The sequence below is a fragment of the Leclercia sp. M50 genome (genome assembly GCF_037150775.1).
In the GTDB taxonomy this organism is placed as follows: domain Bacteria; phylum Pseudomonadota; class Gammaproteobacteria; order Enterobacterales; family Enterobacteriaceae; genus Enterobacter.
Map to the genome: position 1 here is coordinate 18,281 of NZ_JBBCPK010000016.1, position 17,538 is coordinate 35,818.

Consider the following 17,538-nt stretch of genomic DNA (forward strand, 5'->3'; position numbering starts at 1 on the left):
TCATCAGACTTCATCTTCAGGGAATAATAACATGCAGCCAAACGACATCACTTTTTTTCAGCGCTTTCAGGATGACATTCTGGCCGGACGTAAGACCATTACTCTCCGCGATGAAAGCGAATCACATTTCAAAGCGGGCGATGTGCTGCGGGTGGGGCGTTATGAGGATGACGGCTACTTTTGCACCATTGAGGTTACAGGCACGTCGACGGTCACGCTCGATACGCTGAGCGAAAAACATGCTCAACAGGAGAACATGTCCCTGGACGAACTGAAGCGGGTAATTACAGACATTTACCCGGACCAGCATCAGTTTTATGTTATTGAATTTAAATGCCTTTAAGTTTTTATGTGAACAACCGTTAGCTGAAATAATCCCTCAACATTATGATTGTAATAAATAAATTTTAAACTGATATTTATTTTAGCGAACAGGTGTTCACTGGAATCATTCTCAGTTAGCATAGACAGCGAGACATTATTCACTTTTGTTTTCCCGGAGTTATCTATGGTTAGCAAACCATTAACCACACAGGGATATTCGCTGGCTGAGGAGATAGCCAACAGCATTAGCCACGGTATTGGCCTGGTGTTTGGCATCGTTGGGCTGGTGTTGCTGCTGGTTCAGGCCAGCGACACTAACGCCAGCACGCTGGCGATCACCAGCTACAGCCTCTACGGCGGGAGTATGATCCTGCTGTTTTTGGCCTCCACCTTGTACCACGCCATTCCCCATCAGCGGGCCAAGATCTGGCTGAAGAAATTTGACCACTGCGCGATCTATCTGCTGATTGCCGGAACCTATACGCCGTTTTTGCTGGTCGGGCTGGATTCACCCCTGGCGCGTGGGTTGATGATTGTTATCTGGAGCCTGGCGCTACTGGGGATCCTGTTTAAGCTCACCATCGCGCACCGCTTTAAGGTGCTGTCGCTGGTGACCTATCTGACCATGGGCTGGCTGTCGCTGATTGTGATCTATCAGTTGGCGGTAAAACTGGCGGCGGGCGGTGTGACACTGCTGGCGGTGGGCGGAATTGTCTATTCGCTGGGGGTCATTTTTTACGTCTGCAAGCGCATCCCCTATAACCACGCTATCTGGCACGGGTTTGTACTGGGCGGCAGCGTGTGCCATTTCCTGGCGATTTATCTGTACGTCGGGCAGGTCTAATAAAAATTGCCGGGTGGCGGCTTCGCCTTACCCGGCCTACGGGTTTTGTAGGCCCGGTAAGCGCAGCGCCACCGGGCAACAGCTATCACTCTTCCAGAGAATAGGGCAGCGGCTCAATGCTTAACGTGTTCACATCCTCACGGACGCGGAAGACGCTGTCTGGCTCCATATCATTATTCATCACGGCCTGAACCAGCAGGCGGCCATCGTCAAGCTGAACGGCAGCCAGTACGGTGCCGGTACGGCGCCAGTTATCACCCATTTTCAGCTCCAGATCTTCACCGGCATCCGGTACGCGGCTGGCTTTACCCACCAGATACCAGAGCGCGCGTTTGTTGGCGCCGCGGAACTTCGCGCGGGCAACCATCTCCTGACCGGTATAGCAGCCTTTTTTAAAGCTGATACCGCCCAGCGCCTGAAGGTTGGTCGCCTGCGGAATAAACTGCCCGCTGTTGGCGGCATCGATAACCGGAATGCCCGCTTCAATGTCCAGCGACAGCCACTGCTGGCTGTTATTTAACTGCGCTTCGCCACGCAGGGCCTGGGTCACGCGCTCGGCGGTAGTGACATCGGTTACCAGTAAGAAACGCTCTGCCGGATGTTCAAACCACAGCAGCGAGGTAGCCCCGTCGTTGGTGACCTGTTTTTCTCCATCAGGCAGTTCGCTGAACAGGTTTTTCAGCGCGGCGCGCGCCTGGAAGCCCACCACACCCAGCAGCACCTGCTCGTCATCGGCCGCGATGGTCACTTTAGAGAATACCGCATACTTTTTCAGCTCGGTGAGCTGGGCGTCGCGCAGGCTACGACGTTCGATCAGGGCAAAACCATCCTGACGACGGAAGAGGCGCAGGTTGCTCCACATCTTGCCTTTCGGATCGCAGTGCGCCGCCAGCAGATGCTGGTGTTCGGTCAGCTGACTGACATCCGCGGTCACCTGGCCCTGCAGGTACTTTTCGCTGTCCACGCCGACGAGGGTTGCCAGCGCCCAGTCATCAAGGGTCATAAGCGTCAGCGGCAGACGCGCAGAGGCGACAGGCTGGCGCGGAGAAAAGGGTGTAAATGCCATATTGATGTCCTGAATTGCTTAACGCTTTGATAATGCCTAATGGTAAAAGAGACTGTAGCCATTGCAAGCGGTTTCAACAGGCTATTCGTGCCCTTAGCCTAATCTGCGTAACGCTACGCAAAACAGCTGAACACGCTTATTTATTGTGGTTTTTTGTGGAAGCCTGCTCCTGGAACACAATATTCCAGTAATGAAACAGCAAAAAACACGTTACACTAAGAGCCGTTTCTTCCCGGTTGAGCACGTTTCTCTGCCGATACGAACGGAACACTGCCTGAACTCAACGTTATGCAGGAATCAGACATGGACATTAATAACAAAGCCCGCATTCACTGGGCATGCCGTCGCGGCATGCGCGAACTCGATATCTCCATCATGCCGTTCTTCGAATACGAATATGACAGCCTGAGCGATGAGGATAAGCATCTCTTCGTCCGCCTGCTGGAGAACGACGATCCCGATTTATTTAACTGGTTGATGAATCACGGCAAACCCGCCGACGCCGAGCTGCAACGGATGGTGCTTTTAATTCAGACACGGAATCAGGAACGTGGTCCTGTGGCAATCTGATCTACGCGTCTCATGGCGCGCCCAGTGGATGTCGCTTCTGCTCCACGGCCTGGTCGCGGCTGTTATTCTTCTGATGCCGTGGCCGCTGAGCTACACCCCGTTATGGCTGATGCTGCTGTCGCTGGTGGTGTTTGATAGCGTACGCAGTCAGCGGCGCATTAACGCCCGTCAGGGTGAAATCAAACTGTTTATGGATTCCCGTCTGCACTGGCAGGAGAGCGAGTGGGAAATTGTCGGCACGCCGTGGATGCTGAACTCCGGCATGATGCTCCGCTTACGCAAAGGCGCGGGTCAACGCTGCCATCATTTATGGCTGGCGGCAGACAGTATGGATGAAGCGGAGTGGCGGGAGCTGCGTCGGATGATGTCGCACCAGCCGACGCAGGGGCGGTAGTGGTTTAGCTGAACTGCTCCGCCATTTCGCCAAGGATTTGCTCGCACCAGCTCTGCAGGCGCTCTTCACTGAGGTCGTACTGGTTGGTTTCATCCAGGGCCAGCCCGACAAACAGCTCTCCGTCGGCGATAATCGGTTTCTTGCTGGTAAACTCATAGCCTTCTGTCGGCCAGTAACCGATGAACGTGACCCCTTTCGGTGCCAGCTTGTCATGCAGCATCCCCAGCGCGTCGAGGAACCACTCGCCGTAGCCCAGCTGATCGCCCATGCCGTAAAGCGCGATAATTTTGCCTTCAAGCGCCAGGGAGTCGAGCTGATCCCAGATGGCTTCCCAGTCTTCCTGCAGTTCACCGAAATCCCAGGTCGGGATGCCGAGGATCAGCACGTCGTACTGCTCCATCATCGATGGGGCATCATCTTTGAGATTGTGCAGGGTGACCAGTTCCGGGCCGATAATGTCGCGAATTTTCTCTGCGGCCATCTCGGTGTAGCAGGTGCTGGAACCATAAAACAGACCAATATTCATCGCTAAAATGTCTCAATACTTGCTATGACTTTGCGAGTAGTGTACCAGAAACAAGACCCATTCAGGCATAATGCCCCATTGCAGAACGAAAGAGGCGGACGTGGAAAAGGATCTCTCACTCATCGAACAGTTTCTCGATGCGCTCTGGCTGGAGAAGAATCTTGCCGAGAACACCCTCAGCGCCTACCGACGCGATCTGGCGATGCTGGTGGCATGGTTACACCATCATGATCTCTCTCTGGCCACGGCCCAAAGCGACAATTTGCAGGCGCTGCTTGCCGAGCGGATGGAAGGGGGATATAAAGCCACCAGTTCCGCGCGGCTGCTGAGCGCCATGCGGCGTCTGTTTCAGCACCTTTATCGCGAGAAGATACGCCCTGATGATCCCAGTGCGGCACTGGCGTCGCCAAAACTGCCCCAGCGTTTGCCAAAAGATCTCAGCGAAGCGCAAGTTGAGAGATTATTACAGTCGCCAGTGGTTGACCAACCGCTGGAGTTACGCGATAAAGCGATGCTCGAAGTGCTTTACGCCACAGGATTACGCGTGTCTGAACTGGTCGGGCTGACGATGAGCGATATCAGTCTGCGCCAGGGTGTGGTACGGGTGATCGGTAAAGGCAATAAAGAGCGTCTGGTGCCGCTGGGTGAAGAGGCGGTTTACTGGCTGGAGAACTATCTTCAGCATGGCCGCCCCTGGTTGCTGAACGGTGTCTCCATTGACGTGCTGTTTCCCAGCCAGCGCGCGCAGCAAATGACACGTCAAACCTTCTGGCATCGCATCAAACATTACGCCACACTGGCGGGTATCGACAGTGAAAAACTTTCGCCGCACGTTCTGCGTCACGCGTTTGCGACCCATCTTCTGAATCACGGCGCCGATCTGCGCGTGGTCCAGATGCTGCTTGGGCACAGTGACCTGTCAACGACGCAAATCTACACGCATGTCGCGACGGAACGCCTGCGGCAGCTACACCAACAGCATCACCCACGTGCGTGATGACTTGTAACAGGAACCAATATGAAAAAGTCTTTAGTGCTGTTCTCTCTGCTGGCAGCGTCATTATCCGGCCTGGCGCATGCTGACGATGCGGCCATCAAACAGTCTCTGGCGAAGCTTGGTGTCACCAGTAGCGAAATTCAGCCTGCGCCCGTTGCGGGCATGAAAACGGTACTGACCAACAGCGGCGTGCTGTATGTGACCGAAGACGGTAAGCACTTTATCCAGGGACCGCTGTACGACGTGAGCGGCGCGCAGCCGGTTAACGTTACCAACCAGATGCTGATGAAAAACCTGAACGCGCTGGAAAAAGAGATGATCGTCTACAAAGCGGCGCAGGAAAAACATGTCATTACCGTCTTTACCGACATCACCTGCGGCTACTGCCACAAGCTGCATGAAGAGATGAAAGATTACAACGCGCTGGGGATCACCGTGCGTTATCTCGCCTTCCCGCGTGCGGGCGTGCAGAGCCAGCCTGAGCAGGACATGAAGGCCATCTGGTGTGCGAAAGATCGTAACAAAGCCTTTGATGATGCCATGAGCGGTAAAGGCGTTAAGCCTGCCTCCTGTGATATCGACATTGCCAATCACTACGCGCTGGGCGTGCAGTTTGGTGTGACCGGTACGCCTGCGATCGTGCTGAGCAACGGCTATGTTGTGCCGGGCTACCAGGGGCCGAAAGAGATGAAAGCCTTCCTTGATGAGCACCAGAAACAGTTTGGCGGTAAATAATTCGCGTGAAATCTTCGACACAACTTCGTCGTCGTGAAGTGGACGAGAGCGCCGCGTTACCCGCGACGCTCCCTCCACTGTTGCGTCGGCTCTATGCCAGCCGTGGCGTGCGAAATGCAGATGACCTTGAACGCAGCGTAAAGGGTATGCTCTCCTGGCAGCAGCTTAGCGGCGTCGAACGCGCCACCGAGCTGCTGTACAACGCCCTGCGGGAAGGAACGCGCATCATTGTGGTGGGGGATTTTGACGCCGATGGCGCCACCAGTACCGCGCTGAGCGTGCTCAGCCTGCGGGCGATGGGGTGCGACAACGTCTCATATCTGGTGCCGAACCGCTTTGAGGATGGCTATGGCCTGAGCCCGGAAGTGGTGGATCAGGCTCACGCCCGCGGCGCGCAGATGATCCTGACGGTGGACAACGGGATCTCCTCCCATGCCGGAGTTGAGCGCGCCCATGAATTTGGCATCCCGGTGCTGGTCACCGATCACCACCTGCCTGGGGATACCTTACCGGCGGCAGAAGCGATCGTTAACCCCAACCTGCGCGACTGCGACTTCCCGTCGAAATCGCTGGCGGGGGTGGGGGTGGCTTTCTATCTGATGCTGGCGCTGCGTACACGGCTGCGTGATGAAGGGTGGTTTGACGCTAAAGGTATTGCGCCGCCTAATCTGGCGGAATTCCTCGATCTGGTGGCGCTGGGCACCGTAGCGGACGTGGTGCCGCTGGATGCCAATAACCGTATTCTGACCTGGCAGGGTTTGAACCGTATTCGGGCGGGAAAATGCCGTCCGGGTATCAAGGCGCTGCTGGAGATCTCCAACCGGGACCCGCTGCGGCTGGCGGCCAGCGATCTCGGCTTTGCCCTTGGCCCGCGTCTGAACGCTGCCGGACGTCTGGACGATATGTCGGTGGGCGTAGCGCTGCTGCTGTGCGATAACATCGGCGAGGCGCGCGTGCTGGCCAACGAGCTGGACGCGCTGAACCAGACCCGCAAAGAGATCGAGCAGGGGATGCAGGCCGAAGCCCTGATCCTCTGCGAAAAGCTGGAGCGCAGCGGCGACTCGCTGCCCGGCGGGCTGGCGATGTATCACCCTGAGTGGCATCAGGGGGTGGTGGGCATCCTCGCCTCGCGCATTAAAGAGCGTTTTCACCGCCCGGTGATCGCCTTTGCCCCTGCCGGAGACGGCACCCTGAAAGGCTCCGGCCGCTCGATTCAGGGGCTGCACATGCGCGACGCGCTGGAGCGCCTGCATACGCTGCATCCGGGGCTGATGATTAAATTTGGCGGCCACGCCATGGCGGCGGGACTGTCGCTGGAAGAGGCGAAATTTGACCAGTTCCAGCGCCTGTTCAGCGAGCTGGTCACCGACTGGCTGGATCCGGCTCTGCTCCAGGGCGAAGTGGTCACCGATGGCCCGCTGGCGCCGGCGGATATGACCATGGAGGTGGCGCAGATGCTGCGCGACGCCGGTCCGTGGGGGCAGATGTTCCCGGAGCCGCTGTTTGACGGGCGTTTCCGCCTGCTGCAACAGCGTCTGGTGGGGGAACGGCATCTGAAGGTGATGGTGGAACCGGTTGGCGGCGGTCCGCTGCTGGACGGTATCGCCTTTAACGTGGACACCACAATCTGGCCTGATAACGGCGTACGCGAAGTCGAACTGGCCTATAAACTGGATATTAACGAGTTTCGCGGCAACCGCAGCCTGCAAATCATCATCGACCATATCTGGCCACTTTAGCATCACTATTCCGCTATAAAAAAGGGCGTGAATCCGGTACAATTCCGCCCTTACACCGCATTTTTACTCGTCCATAAAAGAAAACAGACCATGTTTGAAATTAATCCGGTAAAAAACCGCATTCAGGACCTCACCGAGCGCTCCGACGTTCTTAGGGGGTATCTTTGACTACGATGCCAAGAAAGAGCGTCTTGAAGAAGTAAACGCCGAGCTGGAACAGCCGGACGTCTGGAACGAACCTGAACGCGCACAGGCGCTGGGTAAAGAGCGTTCCTCTCTCGAAGCTATCGTAGATACGCTGGATCAAATGGCGCAGGGTCTGGATGATGTTTCCGGACTGCTGGAGCTGGCCGTTGAGGCCGACGACGAAGAGACCTTCAACGAAGCTGTCGCAGAGCTCGACGGGCTGGAAGAGAAGCTGGCACAGCTGGAATTCCGTCGTATGTTCTCCGGCGAGTACGACAGCGCCGACTGCTACCTTGATATCCAGGCCGGTTCCGGCGGTACAGAAGCCCAGGACTGGGCCAGCATGCTGACCCGCATGTATCTGCGTTGGGCTGAAGCCCGCGGCTTCAAGACTGAGATTATCGAAGAGTCTGAAGGCGAAGTGGCAGGCCTGAAATCTGTCACCATCAAGATCATTGGCGATTATGCCTACGGCTGGCTGCGTACTGAAACCGGCGTACACCGTCTGGTGCGTAAGAGCCCGTTCGACTCCGGCGGTCGCCGCCATACCTCGTTCAGCTCCGCGTTTGTCTATCCGGAAGTGGACGAAGATATCGACATCGAAATCAACCCGGCAGATCTGCGTATCGACGTCTACCGCGCATCCGGTGCGGGTGGTCAGCACGTTAACCGTACGGAATCTGCGGTGCGTATTACCCACATCCCTACCGGGCTGGTGACACAGTGCCAGAACGACCGTTCCCAGCATAAAAACAAAGACCAGGCCATGAAGCAGATGAAAGCGAAGCTTTATGAGCTGGAGATGCAAAAGAAAAATGCTGAGAAACAGGCGATGGAAGATAACAAGTCTGATATCGGCTGGGGCAGCCAGATCCGTTCTTACGTCCTTGATGACTCCCGCATCAAAGACCTGCGTACCGGTGTCGAAACCCGTAACACGCAGGCGGTGCTGGATGGCAGCCTGGACCAATTTATCGAAGCAAGTTTGAAAGCAGGGTTATGAGGAACCAACATGTCTGAACAACAAGCACAGGGCGCTGACGCGGTAGCCGATCTTAATAATGAACTGAAAACCCGCCGCGAGAAGCTGGCTGCGCTGCGCGAGCAGGGCGTGCCGTTCCCGAACGATTTTCGCCGCGATCGTACCTCAGACCAACTGCATGCTGACTTCGACGCTAAAGAGAACGAAGAGCTGGAAGCGCTGAACATCGAAGTGGCCGTTGCTGGCCGTATGATGACCCGTCGTATCATGGGTAAAGCCTCCTTTATTACGTTGCAGGATGTTGGCGGCCGCATTCAGCTGTATGTTTCTCGCGACGATCTGCCAGAAGGCATCTACAACGAGCAGTTCAAAAAGTGGGACCTGGGCGATATCCTGGGCGCGAAAGGTAAACTGTTCAAAACCAAGACCGGCGAGCTCTCCATCCACTGCACCGAGCTGCGTCTGCTGACCAAAGCCCTGCGCCCGCTGCCGGACAAGTTCCACGGCCTGCAGGATCAGGAAGCGCGCTATCGCCAGCGCTACCTGGATCTCATCTCTAACGATGAGTCCCGCAAGACCTTCAAAATTCGCTCTAAGATCATGGCCGGTATTCGCCAGTTCATGGTTAACCGCGACTTTATGGAAGTGGAAACCCCGATGATGCAGGTGATCCCGGGCGGTGCCTCCGCGCGTCCATTCATCACCCATCACAACGCCCTGGACCTGGACATGTACCTGCGTATCGCGCCGGAACTGTATCTGAAGCGTCTGGTGGTGGGCGGTTTCGATCGCGTATTTGAGATCAACCGTAACTTCCGTAACGAAGGCATCTCCGTTCGTCATAACCCTGAGTTCACCATGATGGAACTCTATATGGCCTACGCGGATTACAAAGATCTGATCGAGCTGACCGAATCCCTGTTCCGCACCCTGGCGCAGGACATTCTGGGCACCACTGAAGTGCCTTACGGCGAAGAGGTGTTCGACTTCGGTAAGCCGTTCGCTAAGCTGACAATGCGTGAAGCAATCAAGAAATACCGTCCGGAAACCGAGATGGCCGATCTGGATAACTTCGACTCTGCGAAAGCGATCGCTGAGAGCATCGGTATCAAGGTTGAGAAGAGCTGGGGTCTGGGCCGTATCGTGACCGAGATCTTCGAAGAAGTGGCCGAAGCGCACCTCATTCAGCCAACCTTCATTACCGAATACCCGGCTGAAGTCTCTCCGCTGGCGCGTCGTAACGATGTGAATCCGGAAATCACTGACCGCTTCGAGTTCTTCATCGGTGGCCGCGAAATCGGCAACGGCTTTAGCGAGCTGAACGATGCAGAAGATCAGGCGCAGCGCTTCCAGGATCAGGTTGATGCGAAAGCGGCGGGTGACGACGAAGCGATGTTCTTCGACGAAGATTACGTGACCGCACTGGAACACGGCCTGCCGCCGACGGCGGGTCTGGGTATTGGTATCGACCGTATGGTGATGCTGTTCACCAACAGCCACACCATCCGCGACGTGATCCTCTTCCCGGCGATGCGTCCGGTAAAATAATCCCTGTTGCGAAAAAGCCCCGGCGTATATTGCGTCGGGGCTTTTTTATTGCCTGGCGTTTGTCGCGAAGCGCAGCGGTGAGCCTCTTGCAGCCTGGGCTTCTGCGCCCTTCACGGCCTGGAGCGTAATCGCTGCTACACTGGTTGTCGCGCAGGGTGCTCTTGGGCATCCGTAATGAGGCTGCTATGATAGCGCGGCCATTCACGTTGACCGAGGAACTGTTTTGTTTGCAGGAAGCCCGACGAAAAACCCCGTTTCTGCTCTGTTTTGCCTGATTCTGGCCCTGTTGCTGGCGGGATGCGCGGGCAGTAAATCATCGGATTCTGGCCCGGTGTATACCGTTAAACGCGGTGATACGCTGTACCGTATATCGCGTGCGACCGGCACCAGCGTGAAGGAGCTGGCGCGCCTGAACAATATTTCTCCGCCTTACACCATCGAAGTGGGGCAAAAGCTGAAGATTAACGGTACCAGCAGTACGGCCAGAAAGTCTTCGTCAAAGAGCCGCGGTAAAACCGCTGCGGTCACCCCATCTTACACCGTACCGAAATCTTCCTGGCCGCCTGTCGGGCAGCGCTGCTGGGTCTGGCCTGCCAGCGGCAAAGTGGTGATCCCGTACTCCACCGCAGAAGGGGGAAACAAAGGCATTGATATCGCCGGCAACCGCGGCGCACCGGTGTATGCCTCCGATGCGGGCAAAGTTGTCTATGTCGGCAATCAACTGCGGGGTTATGGCAATTTGATCATGATTAAGCACGGTGAGGACTACATCACCGCCTATGCCCATAACGACACAATGCTGGTGAATAACGGGCAAAACGTGAAGGCGGGGCAGAAGATCGCCACCATGGGCAGCACCGGCTCCAATACCGTGGCGCTGCATTTCCAGATCCGCTATCGGGCGACGGCTATCGATCCGATCCGCTATTTACCGGCGCCGGGCGGTAAACCGAAGTGCTAAGTGATTATTTTATCGCCACTTAGCAAACCGGTCTCTTGTCAGCAGAGGCGTAAGGTCTATAATGCCTTACGCACCTCAAAGCGGGCGTAGTTCAATGGTAGAACGAGAGCTTCCCAAGCTCTATACGAGGGTTCGATTCCCTTCGCCCGCTCCAGCTTTTATCTCTGCAACAGCGCGACACAGCATCCGTCCCCGTCGTGCAAAAATTTAAAAATAAACAACCTAAATTTTACCCGCCGTTTATTCATTGCTATATCTGAAGAGAGAAGTAGAGGCCAACCTGCGCAAATCGCAGAGCTATTCTGGCTGCTATCCAACGTTATCAGGTCATACTATGCATCTTATTTCACCCGTTCGTCCCGAAGGGGCCATGCAGCGTCTGCTTGCGGCGCTTGAGCCGATCGCGGATAAACTCCAGGTCATCCCCCGCAAGCGAATGACCTGGACATACAAAGGACGTCCCCAGCTCTACTTTTTTATCGAGGGAGAGTTATCCATCCTGCGTGCCTCTGATGGGCTGTTGATTGTCACGGTTTACGAAGCGCATCTTTTTGGTATTGCGGAGATGATCCAGCCGACAAAAGGCCATATTCTGCGCACCGAAGCTGAGTCGACACTGTTACGGATTGATGCAGGGCGGGCGGCGGAACTTATTTCCCAACAAGGGTTATGGGAGGAGGTGGCAGCGGTGCTCTCCTACCATACTGCTTATCTGTTTTATCGTGACGCGCTAGTGGTACAACAACGAACCTATTCCGTGATACGTAACCACCTGCTGGAGATGATCACGCTGCCGGAACAGACTCGCATGCGTATATCGATCCTCGATTATATTCAGGACAGAACGCTGCTTTCCCGCAGCAGTGTGTTAAATGTCATTTCTGCCCTGAAACGAGGGGGATATATCAACTTTAAACGTGGCGGTTATCTTCAGGAACTAAAGAGTTTGCCAGAGAGTTTTTAACTGAAAATTTAATTTTAAACAGAATGATAATTAACCTGACAGCTTTTTTTCTATATCGTTTGCCTACTGAAATTAATAAAGAAATCTATCTACAGTAAGTGTGAACGGGATTGTTATGAAAAAGACTATTGTTGCGTTAATTATCGCAAATGCTTTTACCGCTAACGCAGCTTTTGCTGCAGGTGATGCCGGAACCTGGTACAGCGGTGGAAAATTGGGTTGGTCGCACTATTTCGATACCAACACGGGTAGCAAAGCGCTGGATAATAACAGTGGCTCAAACCATTTTGATTTAGACCAGGATAATGTGAGTGGCGGTATTTATACCGGTTACCAGATTAACTCCTGGCTTGCTGTGGAAGGTGGTTACGACTATTTAGGGAATATGCAGTTAAACGGCCATCACGCCGGCGCCGGCGCCAGAATGAAAAGTCAGGGGATCCAGATGTCCCTGAAAGCCAGCTATGCCGTCACGCCGAAATGGGACCTGTATGGCCGGGCCGGGGCAATGGGATACCGGGCTGAATCCGATGTAAGCGGTCATAATCGCTTTGAAACCGGTGTTCGCCCGTTAGCTGCTGTCGGGACCGAATATGCCTTTAACAAAAACTGGGCGGGCCGCCTTGAGTATCAATGGGTAAGCAACGTTGGCAACGCCAATCAGATTGGGGTAAGCAGTGATGTCAGTTCGGTTACGGCCGGGCTGAGCTACCGTTTTGGTCAGCATGAGGACGCACCTGTTGTCGCCACTCCCGCGGCTACCGTTGAACCGGCCCCGGCGCCACAGCGTTTTAACCTGAAATCCGATGTGATGTTTGACTATGACTCTGCAAACCTTACCAGCGAAGGCCACGCAGCGATTCGCCAGCTCTATAATAGCCCGGGTTTACAGCCTGCCAACGACAAGTCGACAGTGGTTATCGGCTACAGCGATCGTATCGGTACGCCTGACTACAATCTGCAACTCTCTGAACGCCGCGCGCAGGCTGTAGCTGATGAACTGGTTGCGCTGGGCATTCCGGCGCAAAACATCACCACAGCAGGCCGCGGTGCGAGTGAGTCCGTGACAGGAGCGCAATGTAATGGTCAGAGCGGCAACGCGCTGATTGGTTGTCTGTCCCCGGATCGACGGGTGGTGGTAGAGATCAGCAATAAATAAAATTCTGGAACGCTTTAAACCCGGCATTAACCTGCCGGGTTTTTTTATCGAAGATTAGCCGGTAATAACCGGTTTGAGCGCAATATGTATCTGCTGTAACCCCATTTCATTCTTATCTTTAAGGTATTGCTGATTCATCATGGCTAATGCTTCTAATCGGGAAAGAGAAGCGTAGACGGGCTGTACATCGCTATCCATTTCAAATATCTCTTTGGGTTTTACATCCTGTAAATATTGCTTTTTTAGCGTGTCGGTAAGCCTCTCTATATCCTGTTTATTGGAATTGTACAGCGAGGCGATATGGGATGTCTGTGCCGGTGGGGCTTTGCTGCCGGGCAGAACTAATGGAATATGCAATCTGTTGATCTGTTCAACTTTGTCCGGTTCCGGGCTGCTACAGCCGGTGATAAAAACCATACTAAATACCAGTATGAGCGGGGATATCTTTCTCATTATCTGACCTGTATTACTGAAAAACAGCGTTAATTATCCAGCGTGGGTAGCCAGATTGCAGATTAATGTTGTTTATTTTTAAACGAGCAGGTTGAATAGAGATGTCGCGCTATGCTTAATCCCAACCATAATAATTCAGAGGCAATGTCATGGATAATGAACTGCTGGAGGCGGGATACCGGGCCTATACCGGTGAGAAAATTGACGTCTACTTCAATACCGGCATCTGCCAACACGCGGGAAACTGCGTGCGCGGCAGCGCTAAGCTCTTCAATCTGAAACGTAAACCGTGGATCATCCCTGACGAAGTGGATGTCGATACGGTCGTGCGTGTGATCGATACCTGCCCAAGCGGCGCACTTAAATACCGCCACAAATAAGCGAGAAACCATGGATATTCAGGAAGGCCATAACAAGTTTTACGTGAACGATGCCGAAGGCAATCAGGTTGCGGAGATCGTCTTTGTCCCCACCGGCGAGCACCTCAGTATCATTGAGCATACCGATGTCGATCCCAGCCTGAAAGGGCAGGGCGTGGGCAAACAGCTGGTGGCAAGGGTGGTGGAAAAGATGCGTGCCGAAAACCGTAAAATTATTCCCCTCTGCCCGTTCGCCAAACATGAGTTTGATAACACCCGCGAGTATGACGATATCCGCGCCTGATTCTGAACCTGCAGCAGCGCGCTGCAGGTTCTCTTTTTTAAGCGATAAACATCACCGACACGCATAACACCCCGATAATTAGCGTCAGCACATTGCCGACGGAGCGGTAGGGCTTCAGCGCCGGAATGAGGAAGGTCGACAGAGTCGGCATGATGAACAAAATCATGGCGATAAGCGGCCCGCTGATGGCGTAGATCATCGAGATGGCATTGGGATTAATGCAGCACACCGCAAAGGTGATTAATGATACGCCCATCACCGACACGGCCCGATTAAAGGCCCGGCTTTTCTTCACCCCAACCTGATTTAATGATGATTTCACCATCTCCGTCGCGCCCTCAATCACCCCGAAATAGGTGCCGAGAAACGACTTCGACATCGCGATGATGGCGACAACAATCCCGGAGATCCCAAGCCAGGAAGGGGAGGAGGGCATCATCGAGAGCGCCGAGAGGATGGTGACCCCTTCCTCTTTCGCGGCGACGATGTAAGAGGGTGGGATCGACATCAGACAGCTGAAGACGAAGAAGAGCACGCTCAGGCAGATAACCAGGTAGGCCACCTTCATGATGCGGGTACATTTGCCCATGGCGGCCTCGCCATATTTCTCCCGCCGGTCGACGGCAAAGGTTGAAATAATCGGCGTATGGCTAAAGGCGAACACCATCACCGGAATGGAGATCCACACCTGGTGCAGAGTGTGCTTATCAACGCTCATCTGGCTGGTGAGCAGCGCGGGTTGCCAGCTGTGGGTGAGATAGAGCGACACCAGCAGGAAGTAAGCGATCAGCGGGAATACCAGAAAACCCATCACCCGGATGGTGGCATGCCGCCCCATCAAAAAGATCAGGTTCAACGTCAGCACGACGCCCAGACTGACCAGCACCCGCACGGTGGTGTCCACCGTCATATGCTTCGCCAGCTGTTCGGTCAGCGAGTTGGTGATCGCCACGGCATAAATCTGCACCACCACAAAAAAGGCGATAAAGTAGAGCGTGGTGATCAGGTTGCCGATCTTTTTCCCGTAGTAGTAGGTCACCGCGCCGGTGATCCCTTCGCTACCTTTGGCTTTTGCAGAGAGGATGAACTGGCATAACGCTTTGTGGGGCCAGTAGGTGAATGGATATGCCACAAGGGCGGTGATGAGCAGGACGATAGCCCCTGCAGACCCTAGCTGGATGGGCAGAAACAAAGTTCCTGCGCCCACGGCAGTGCCGTAGAGGGCAAAGCTCCATAGGGTCTCTTCTTTAGACCAGATTTTCGACATGAGATAAACGTATCAACTATAAAAACAACAAAAAGGAGACTATTTTACCATAATCAACAGTTGGCCTGGCGGTTGGAACGGTTTTAAGCGGGCCGGAAAGCATTTCCGGCCGGAGGAGTTAAGAGGTGGCAGCCTGCCGCTGTTGGCGTCGCTTAATCATGCGATCGCGCAGGGTATCGTACGCCCAGTTATAAACCATGGTGTACGGCAAGAAGAAAATAAAGAAGCCAATCTCTAAGGTGAAGGCCTGAAGCAGGCTCACGCCCAGCACCAGCGATACAATCCCGACGCCGATAAAGATGAACCCGACTTCAAAACCCAGCGCGTGCAGGGCGCGGACTTTCGCGGTGCGAGGCACCTTATGCCGCGGCCACAGCCTGTCGAACAGGTAGTTGAAGATGATGTTCCAGATCATCGCCGTGGTGGCGAGGAGAACAGTTAACCCGCCCATCTCCAGTATGGGGCGCTGCATCAGCCACGCGGTGGTCGGGGCCAGGATCGCCGTGGCAATACCCTCAAAACAGACGGCGTGAAAAATGCGTTCCGGCAGTTTTCTGCGCTGAACATCGTTGTGCTGCATAATCTCTTACCTCAAAAACAAGCCCGGACGGCCAATCATGCGGCTATTTTTATCGCTAAAAGTGATATATAAAAGTGAGATTCCATCGATAAAGTAGATACATCATGCGCTACTCACCCGAAGCGTTAACAGCATTTGTCGAGACGGTTGCTGCGGGCTCTTTTTCCGCTGCGGCCCGCCGCCTGCGGAAAAGCCAGTCCACCATCAGCACCGCCATCGCCCATCTGGAGGATGACCTGGGTTTTGCCCTGTTCGACCGCAGTGCCCGCCAGCCGGTACTTACCGCCCAGGGCAAGCAGGTGCTGGGCTATGTGCAGTCGATTCTGGCGGCCAGCGCGCGGCTGGATGAACTGGCGGTATCCCTTAGCGAAGAGACCGAAGCACGGCTCACCTTTGTCCTCTCCGATACCCTGCATCCGGATGTGCTGGAGGAGATGCTGTTTCGTTTTGATGAGCGTTTTCCCCATACCGAATTTGAGTGTCTGATTGGCGAAGAGGAAGATGTCATCGATCTGCTGCAAAAAGGGCGGGCGCAGATTGGCCTCACCGAGGCGCGGGAAAACTATCCCACCGACATTGCCGCCGTTCGCCTTCCCATGCAGACCCATATGGCGATTTATACGTCAGCCAGCCATCCGCTGGCCGCGCAGGCGCGAACGGAGCACGATGAACTGCACAGCTGGCGGGAGCTGCGCCTGAATACCTATCTGGAGCGTGAACCGGTGCTGGCGCAGGGGCCGGTCTGGTCGGCACCTAACTACCTGATGTTGCTCAGCATGGCGGTTCAGGGATTTGGCTGGTGCGCGCTGCCTTGCGCGCTGGTAGAGGAGTTTGCGCCGGCGAAAGCGCTGGTGCAGCTCAATGTGCCGGGCTGGCCGCGCTCGGTGGCGATCGATCTGGTCTGGAATAAACGCTCCCCGCCGGGAACGGCAGGCAACTGGCTGCGCCATTATTTACAGCAAAAAGCGGATCCACGGTGATCTCTGCCCCCGTCAGTGGCGACATTGAAACGAACTACACTTAGCGGAGTGTAATAACTGACTGAGAAGAGACCATGACCGCTAAAACGAGAATCACACCCCGGACGCTGATGCTCTCCGCCAGAGAGTGGGTGCCGAATAATCCCCATTTGCCGGTGCTGCTCTATAAAGGGGTGATAACGGATGGCGATCGCGCAAGCCAGTTTGAACAACGATTTGCCGACAACGGTTGGCCGCCTCAGTGGCGCGATGGGGTTTTTGATTATCACCACTACCACTCTAATGGGCATGAAGTCTTAGGTATTGCCCGGGGGGCGGCACGCCTCATCGTTGGCGGACCTGGGGGCGAAGAGATCGAAGCAGAAGCGGGAGACGCACTGTTATTGCCTGCCGGAACCGGGCACTGCCGGATATCTGCAACCGACGATTTTCTGGTGGTGGGTGCCTATCCGCCGGGGACGGATGTTGATCTCTGCAAGCAGGCGGCGACGCCGGCCATGCTGGCGCGGATCGTTGCGTTGCCCTTTCCTGAGCGGGATCCGGTCAATGGAAACTCGCCCGCCTTAACCCAGTACTGGAGATCTTGACCCGCCTTGCCCT

Annotated in this window: 21 protein-coding genes and 1 tRNA gene; 17 read left to right on the forward strand and 5 right to left on the reverse strand. The window is 54.9% G+C overall.

What is annotated here, in order from left to right; translation table 11 throughout:
* Positions 1–31: 31 nt before the first annotated feature.
* Both yqfB and trhA read left to right on the forward strand, forming a co-directional pair.
* Positions 32–343 carry a N(4)-acetylcytidine aminohydrolase gene (yqfB, locus tag WFM46_RS05980; protein WP_114316856.1) on the forward strand — a complete coding sequence of 104 codons (312 nt, stop codon included), beginning with the start codon at positions 32–34 and terminating at the stop codon, positions 341–343.
* A gap of 165 nt (positions 344–508) precedes the next feature.
* On the forward strand, positions 509–1,168 hold the full coding sequence (trhA, locus tag WFM46_RS05985) for a PAQR family membrane homeostasis protein TrhA (protein WP_336997243.1): 660 nt from the start codon (positions 509–511) through the stop codon (positions 1,166–1,168).
* An 85-nt stretch (positions 1,169–1,253) separates the two neighbouring features.
* Here trhA and ygfZ read toward each other — a convergent pair whose 3' ends face one another.
* Positions 1,254–2,234, reverse strand: coding sequence for a tRNA-modifying protein YgfZ (ygfZ, locus tag WFM46_RS05990; RefSeq protein ID WP_336997244.1), 981 nt, complete (start codon positions 2,232–2,234; stop codon positions 1,254–1,256).
* A 303-nt stretch (positions 2,235–2,537) separates the two neighbouring features.
* Between ygfZ and sdhE the strand changes: the two genes are divergently transcribed.
* Both sdhE and WFM46_RS06000 read left to right on the forward strand, forming a co-directional pair.
* Complete coding sequence (gene sdhE, locus WFM46_RS05995; RefSeq protein ID WP_103176875.1) at positions 2,538–2,804, forward strand: FAD assembly factor SdhE; 267 nt, start codon at positions 2,538–2,540, stop codon at positions 2,802–2,804.
* Positions 2,785–3,198, forward strand: a complete 414-nt coding sequence (locus WFM46_RS06000; RefSeq protein WP_336997245.1) for a protein YgfX — start codon at positions 2,785–2,787, stop codon at positions 3,196–3,198. Before sdhE ends, WFM46_RS06000 begins: the two co-directional genes overlap by 20 nt.
* A gap of 4 nt (positions 3,199–3,202) precedes the next feature.
* Here WFM46_RS06000 and fldB read toward each other — a convergent pair whose 3' ends face one another.
* A complete protein-coding gene (gene fldB / locus WFM46_RS06005; RefSeq protein ID WP_103176873.1) occupies positions 3,203–3,724 on the reverse strand; it encodes a flavodoxin FldB in 522 nt (173 codons plus the stop codon).
* 70 nt (positions 3,725–3,794) lie between these two features.
* Here fldB and xerD point away from each other — a divergent pair, with 70 nt between their 5' ends.
* The 9 genes from xerD to ompA all read left to right on the forward strand — a co-directional run bounded on the left by xerD (position 3,795) and on the right by ompA (position 12,995).
* The gene (xerD, locus tag WFM46_RS06010; RefSeq protein ID WP_409201128.1) at positions 3,795–4,721 is read left to right on the forward strand and encodes a site-specific tyrosine recombinase XerD; all 927 of its coding nucleotides are present in this window, start codon (positions 3,795–3,797) and stop codon (positions 4,719–4,721) included.
* A gap of 21 nt (positions 4,722–4,742) precedes the next feature.
* Complete coding sequence (dsbC, locus tag WFM46_RS06015) at positions 4,743–5,456, forward strand: bifunctional protein-disulfide isomerase/oxidoreductase DsbC (protein WP_156655193.1); 714 nt, start codon at positions 4,743–4,745, stop codon at positions 5,454–5,456.
* Between the two features lie 5 nt (positions 5,457–5,461).
* Positions 5,462–7,195, forward strand: coding sequence for a single-stranded-DNA-specific exonuclease RecJ (gene recJ, locus WFM46_RS06020; RefSeq protein WP_156239711.1), 1,734 nt, complete (start codon positions 5,462–5,464; stop codon positions 7,193–7,195).
* A 90-nt stretch (positions 7,196–7,285) separates the two neighbouring features.
* A protein-coding gene (gene prfB, locus WFM46_RS06025; RefSeq protein ID WP_103176869.1) for a peptide chain release factor 2 occupies positions 7,286–8,384 on the forward strand; the annotation gives its coding sequence in 2 pieces (ribosomal slippage) (positions 7,286–7,360 and positions 7,362–8,384; 1,098 coding nt in all).
* A 9-nt stretch (positions 8,385–8,393) separates the two neighbouring features.
* Positions 8,394–9,911, forward strand: coding sequence for a lysine--tRNA ligase (lysS, locus tag WFM46_RS06030; protein ID WP_336997246.1), 1,518 nt, complete (start codon positions 8,394–8,396; stop codon positions 9,909–9,911).
* A gap of 223 nt (positions 9,912–10,134) precedes the next feature.
* Positions 10,135–10,872, forward strand: coding sequence for an amidase activator ActS (gene actS / locus WFM46_RS06035; protein ID WP_336997247.1), 738 nt, complete (start codon positions 10,135–10,137; stop codon positions 10,870–10,872).
* Positions 10,873–10,952: 80 nt separating this feature from the next.
* Positions 10,953–11,026 (forward strand) — tRNA-Gly (locus WFM46_RS06040).
* Between the two features lie 180 nt (positions 11,027–11,206).
* Entirely contained in the window at positions 11,207–11,836 is a 630-nt protein-coding gene (locus WFM46_RS06045) for a helix-turn-helix domain-containing protein (RefSeq protein ID WP_103176866.1), read from the forward strand.
* 115 nt (positions 11,837–11,951) lie between these two features.
* Entirely contained in the window at positions 11,952–12,995 is a 1,044-nt protein-coding gene (gene ompA / locus WFM46_RS06050; RefSeq protein WP_336997248.1) for a porin OmpA, read from the forward strand.
* Positions 12,996–13,049: 54 nt separating this feature from the next.
* Here the strand turns inward: ompA and WFM46_RS06055 are convergent, their stop codons facing one another.
* The gene (locus WFM46_RS06055) at positions 13,050–13,412 is read right to left on the reverse strand and encodes a hypothetical protein (protein WP_236560468.1); all 363 of its coding nucleotides are present in this window, start codon (positions 13,410–13,412) and stop codon (positions 13,050–13,052) included.
* A gap of 185 nt (positions 13,413–13,597) precedes the next feature.
* On the opposite strand from WFM46_RS06055, the gene yjdI reads away from it, so the two are divergent.
* Together yjdI and WFM46_RS06065 are read left to right on the forward strand one after the other, a co-directional pair.
* Complete coding sequence (gene yjdI, locus WFM46_RS06060; protein ID WP_040074154.1) at positions 13,598–13,828, forward strand: 4Fe-4S mono-cluster protein YjdI; 231 nt, start codon at positions 13,598–13,600, stop codon at positions 13,826–13,828.
* Between the two features lie 10 nt (positions 13,829–13,838).
* Positions 13,839–14,111 (forward strand): GNAT family N-acetyltransferase, encoded by a 273-nt coding sequence (locus WFM46_RS06065; RefSeq protein WP_103176863.1) that lies wholly within the window; start codon positions 13,839–13,841, stop codon positions 14,109–14,111.
* A 37-nt stretch (positions 14,112–14,148) separates the two neighbouring features.
* Here the strand turns inward: WFM46_RS06065 and WFM46_RS06070 are convergent, their stop codons facing one another.
* Both WFM46_RS06070 and WFM46_RS06075 read right to left on the reverse strand, forming a co-directional pair.
* Entirely contained in the window at positions 14,149–15,378 is a 1,230-nt protein-coding gene (locus tag WFM46_RS06070) for an amino acid permease (RefSeq protein ID WP_336997249.1), read from the reverse strand.
* A 118-nt stretch (positions 15,379–15,496) separates the two neighbouring features.
* Positions 15,497–15,958: a multidrug/biocide efflux PACE transporter gene (locus WFM46_RS06075; RefSeq protein WP_103176861.1), complete on the reverse strand. Its 462-nt coding sequence runs from the start codon at positions 15,956–15,958 to the stop codon at positions 15,497–15,499.
* Between the two features lie 104 nt (positions 15,959–16,062).
* On the opposite strand from WFM46_RS06075, the gene WFM46_RS06080 reads away from it, so the two are divergent.
* Together WFM46_RS06080 and WFM46_RS06085 are read left to right on the forward strand one after the other, a co-directional pair.
* Positions 16,063–16,938 (forward strand): LysR family transcriptional regulator, encoded by an 876-nt coding sequence (locus WFM46_RS06080; protein WP_103176860.1) that lies wholly within the window; start codon positions 16,063–16,065, stop codon positions 16,936–16,938.
* Between the two features lie 74 nt (positions 16,939–17,012).
* Entirely contained in the window at positions 17,013–17,525 is a 513-nt protein-coding gene (locus WFM46_RS06085) for a cupin domain-containing protein (protein WP_336997250.1), read from the forward strand.
* The last annotated feature ends 13 nt before the right edge of the window (positions 17,526–17,538 follow it).

Bases quoted from the DNA above. Each gene is read 5' to 3' on its own strand.
- xerD (WP_409201128.1), top strand. From the start codon at position 3,795: ATGCCCCATTGCAGAACGAAAGAGGCGGACGTGGAAAAGGATCTCTCA.
- WFM46_RS06065 (WP_103176863.1), top strand. From the start codon at position 13,839: ATGGATATTCAGGAAGGCCATAACAAGTTTTACGTGAACGATGCCGAA.
- WFM46_RS06080 (WP_103176860.1), top strand. From the start codon at position 16,063: ATGCGCTACTCACCCGAAGCGTTAACAGCATTTGTCGAGACGGTTGCT.
- yqfB (WP_114316856.1), top strand. From the start codon at position 32: ATGCAGCCAAACGACATCACTTTTTTTCAGCGCTTTCAGGATGACATT.
- ompA (WP_336997248.1), top strand. From the start codon at position 11,952: ATGAAAAAGACTATTGTTGCGTTAATTATCGCAAATGCTTTTACCGCT.
- trhA (WP_336997243.1), top strand. From the start codon at position 509: ATGGTTAGCAAACCATTAACCACACAGGGATATTCGCTGGCTGAGGAG.
- ygfZ (WP_336997244.1), bottom strand. From the start codon at position 2,234: ATGGCATTTACACCCTTTTCTCCGCGCCAGCCTGTCGCCTCTGCGCGT.
- WFM46_RS06085 (WP_336997250.1), top strand. From the start codon at position 17,013: ATGACCGCTAAAACGAGAATCACACCCCGGACGCTGATGCTCTCCGCC.
- lysS (WP_336997246.1), top strand. From the start codon at position 8,394: ATGTCTGAACAACAAGCACAGGGCGCTGACGCGGTAGCCGATCTTAAT.
- WFM46_RS06075 (WP_103176861.1), bottom strand. From the start codon at position 15,958: ATGCAGCACAACGATGTTCAGCGCAGAAAACTGCCGGAACGCATTTTT.
- WFM46_RS06055 (WP_236560468.1), bottom strand. From the start codon at position 13,412: ATGGTTTTTATCACCGGCTGTAGCAGCCCGGAACCGGACAAAGTTGAA.
- WFM46_RS06070 (WP_336997249.1), bottom strand. From the start codon at position 15,378: ATGTCGAAAATCTGGTCTAAAGAAGAGACCCTATGGAGCTTTGCCCTC.
- dsbC (WP_156655193.1), top strand. From the start codon at position 4,743: ATGAAAAAGTCTTTAGTGCTGTTCTCTCTGCTGGCAGCGTCATTATCC.
- sdhE (WP_103176875.1), top strand. From the start codon at position 2,538: ATGGACATTAATAACAAAGCCCGCATTCACTGGGCATGCCGTCGCGGC.
- WFM46_RS06045 (WP_103176866.1), top strand. From the start codon at position 11,207: ATGCATCTTATTTCACCCGTTCGTCCCGAAGGGGCCATGCAGCGTCTG.
- fldB (WP_103176873.1), bottom strand. From the start codon at position 3,724: ATGAATATTGGTCTGTTTTATGGTTCCAGCACCTGCTACACCGAGATG.
- yjdI (WP_040074154.1), top strand. From the start codon at position 13,598: ATGGATAATGAACTGCTGGAGGCGGGATACCGGGCCTATACCGGTGAG.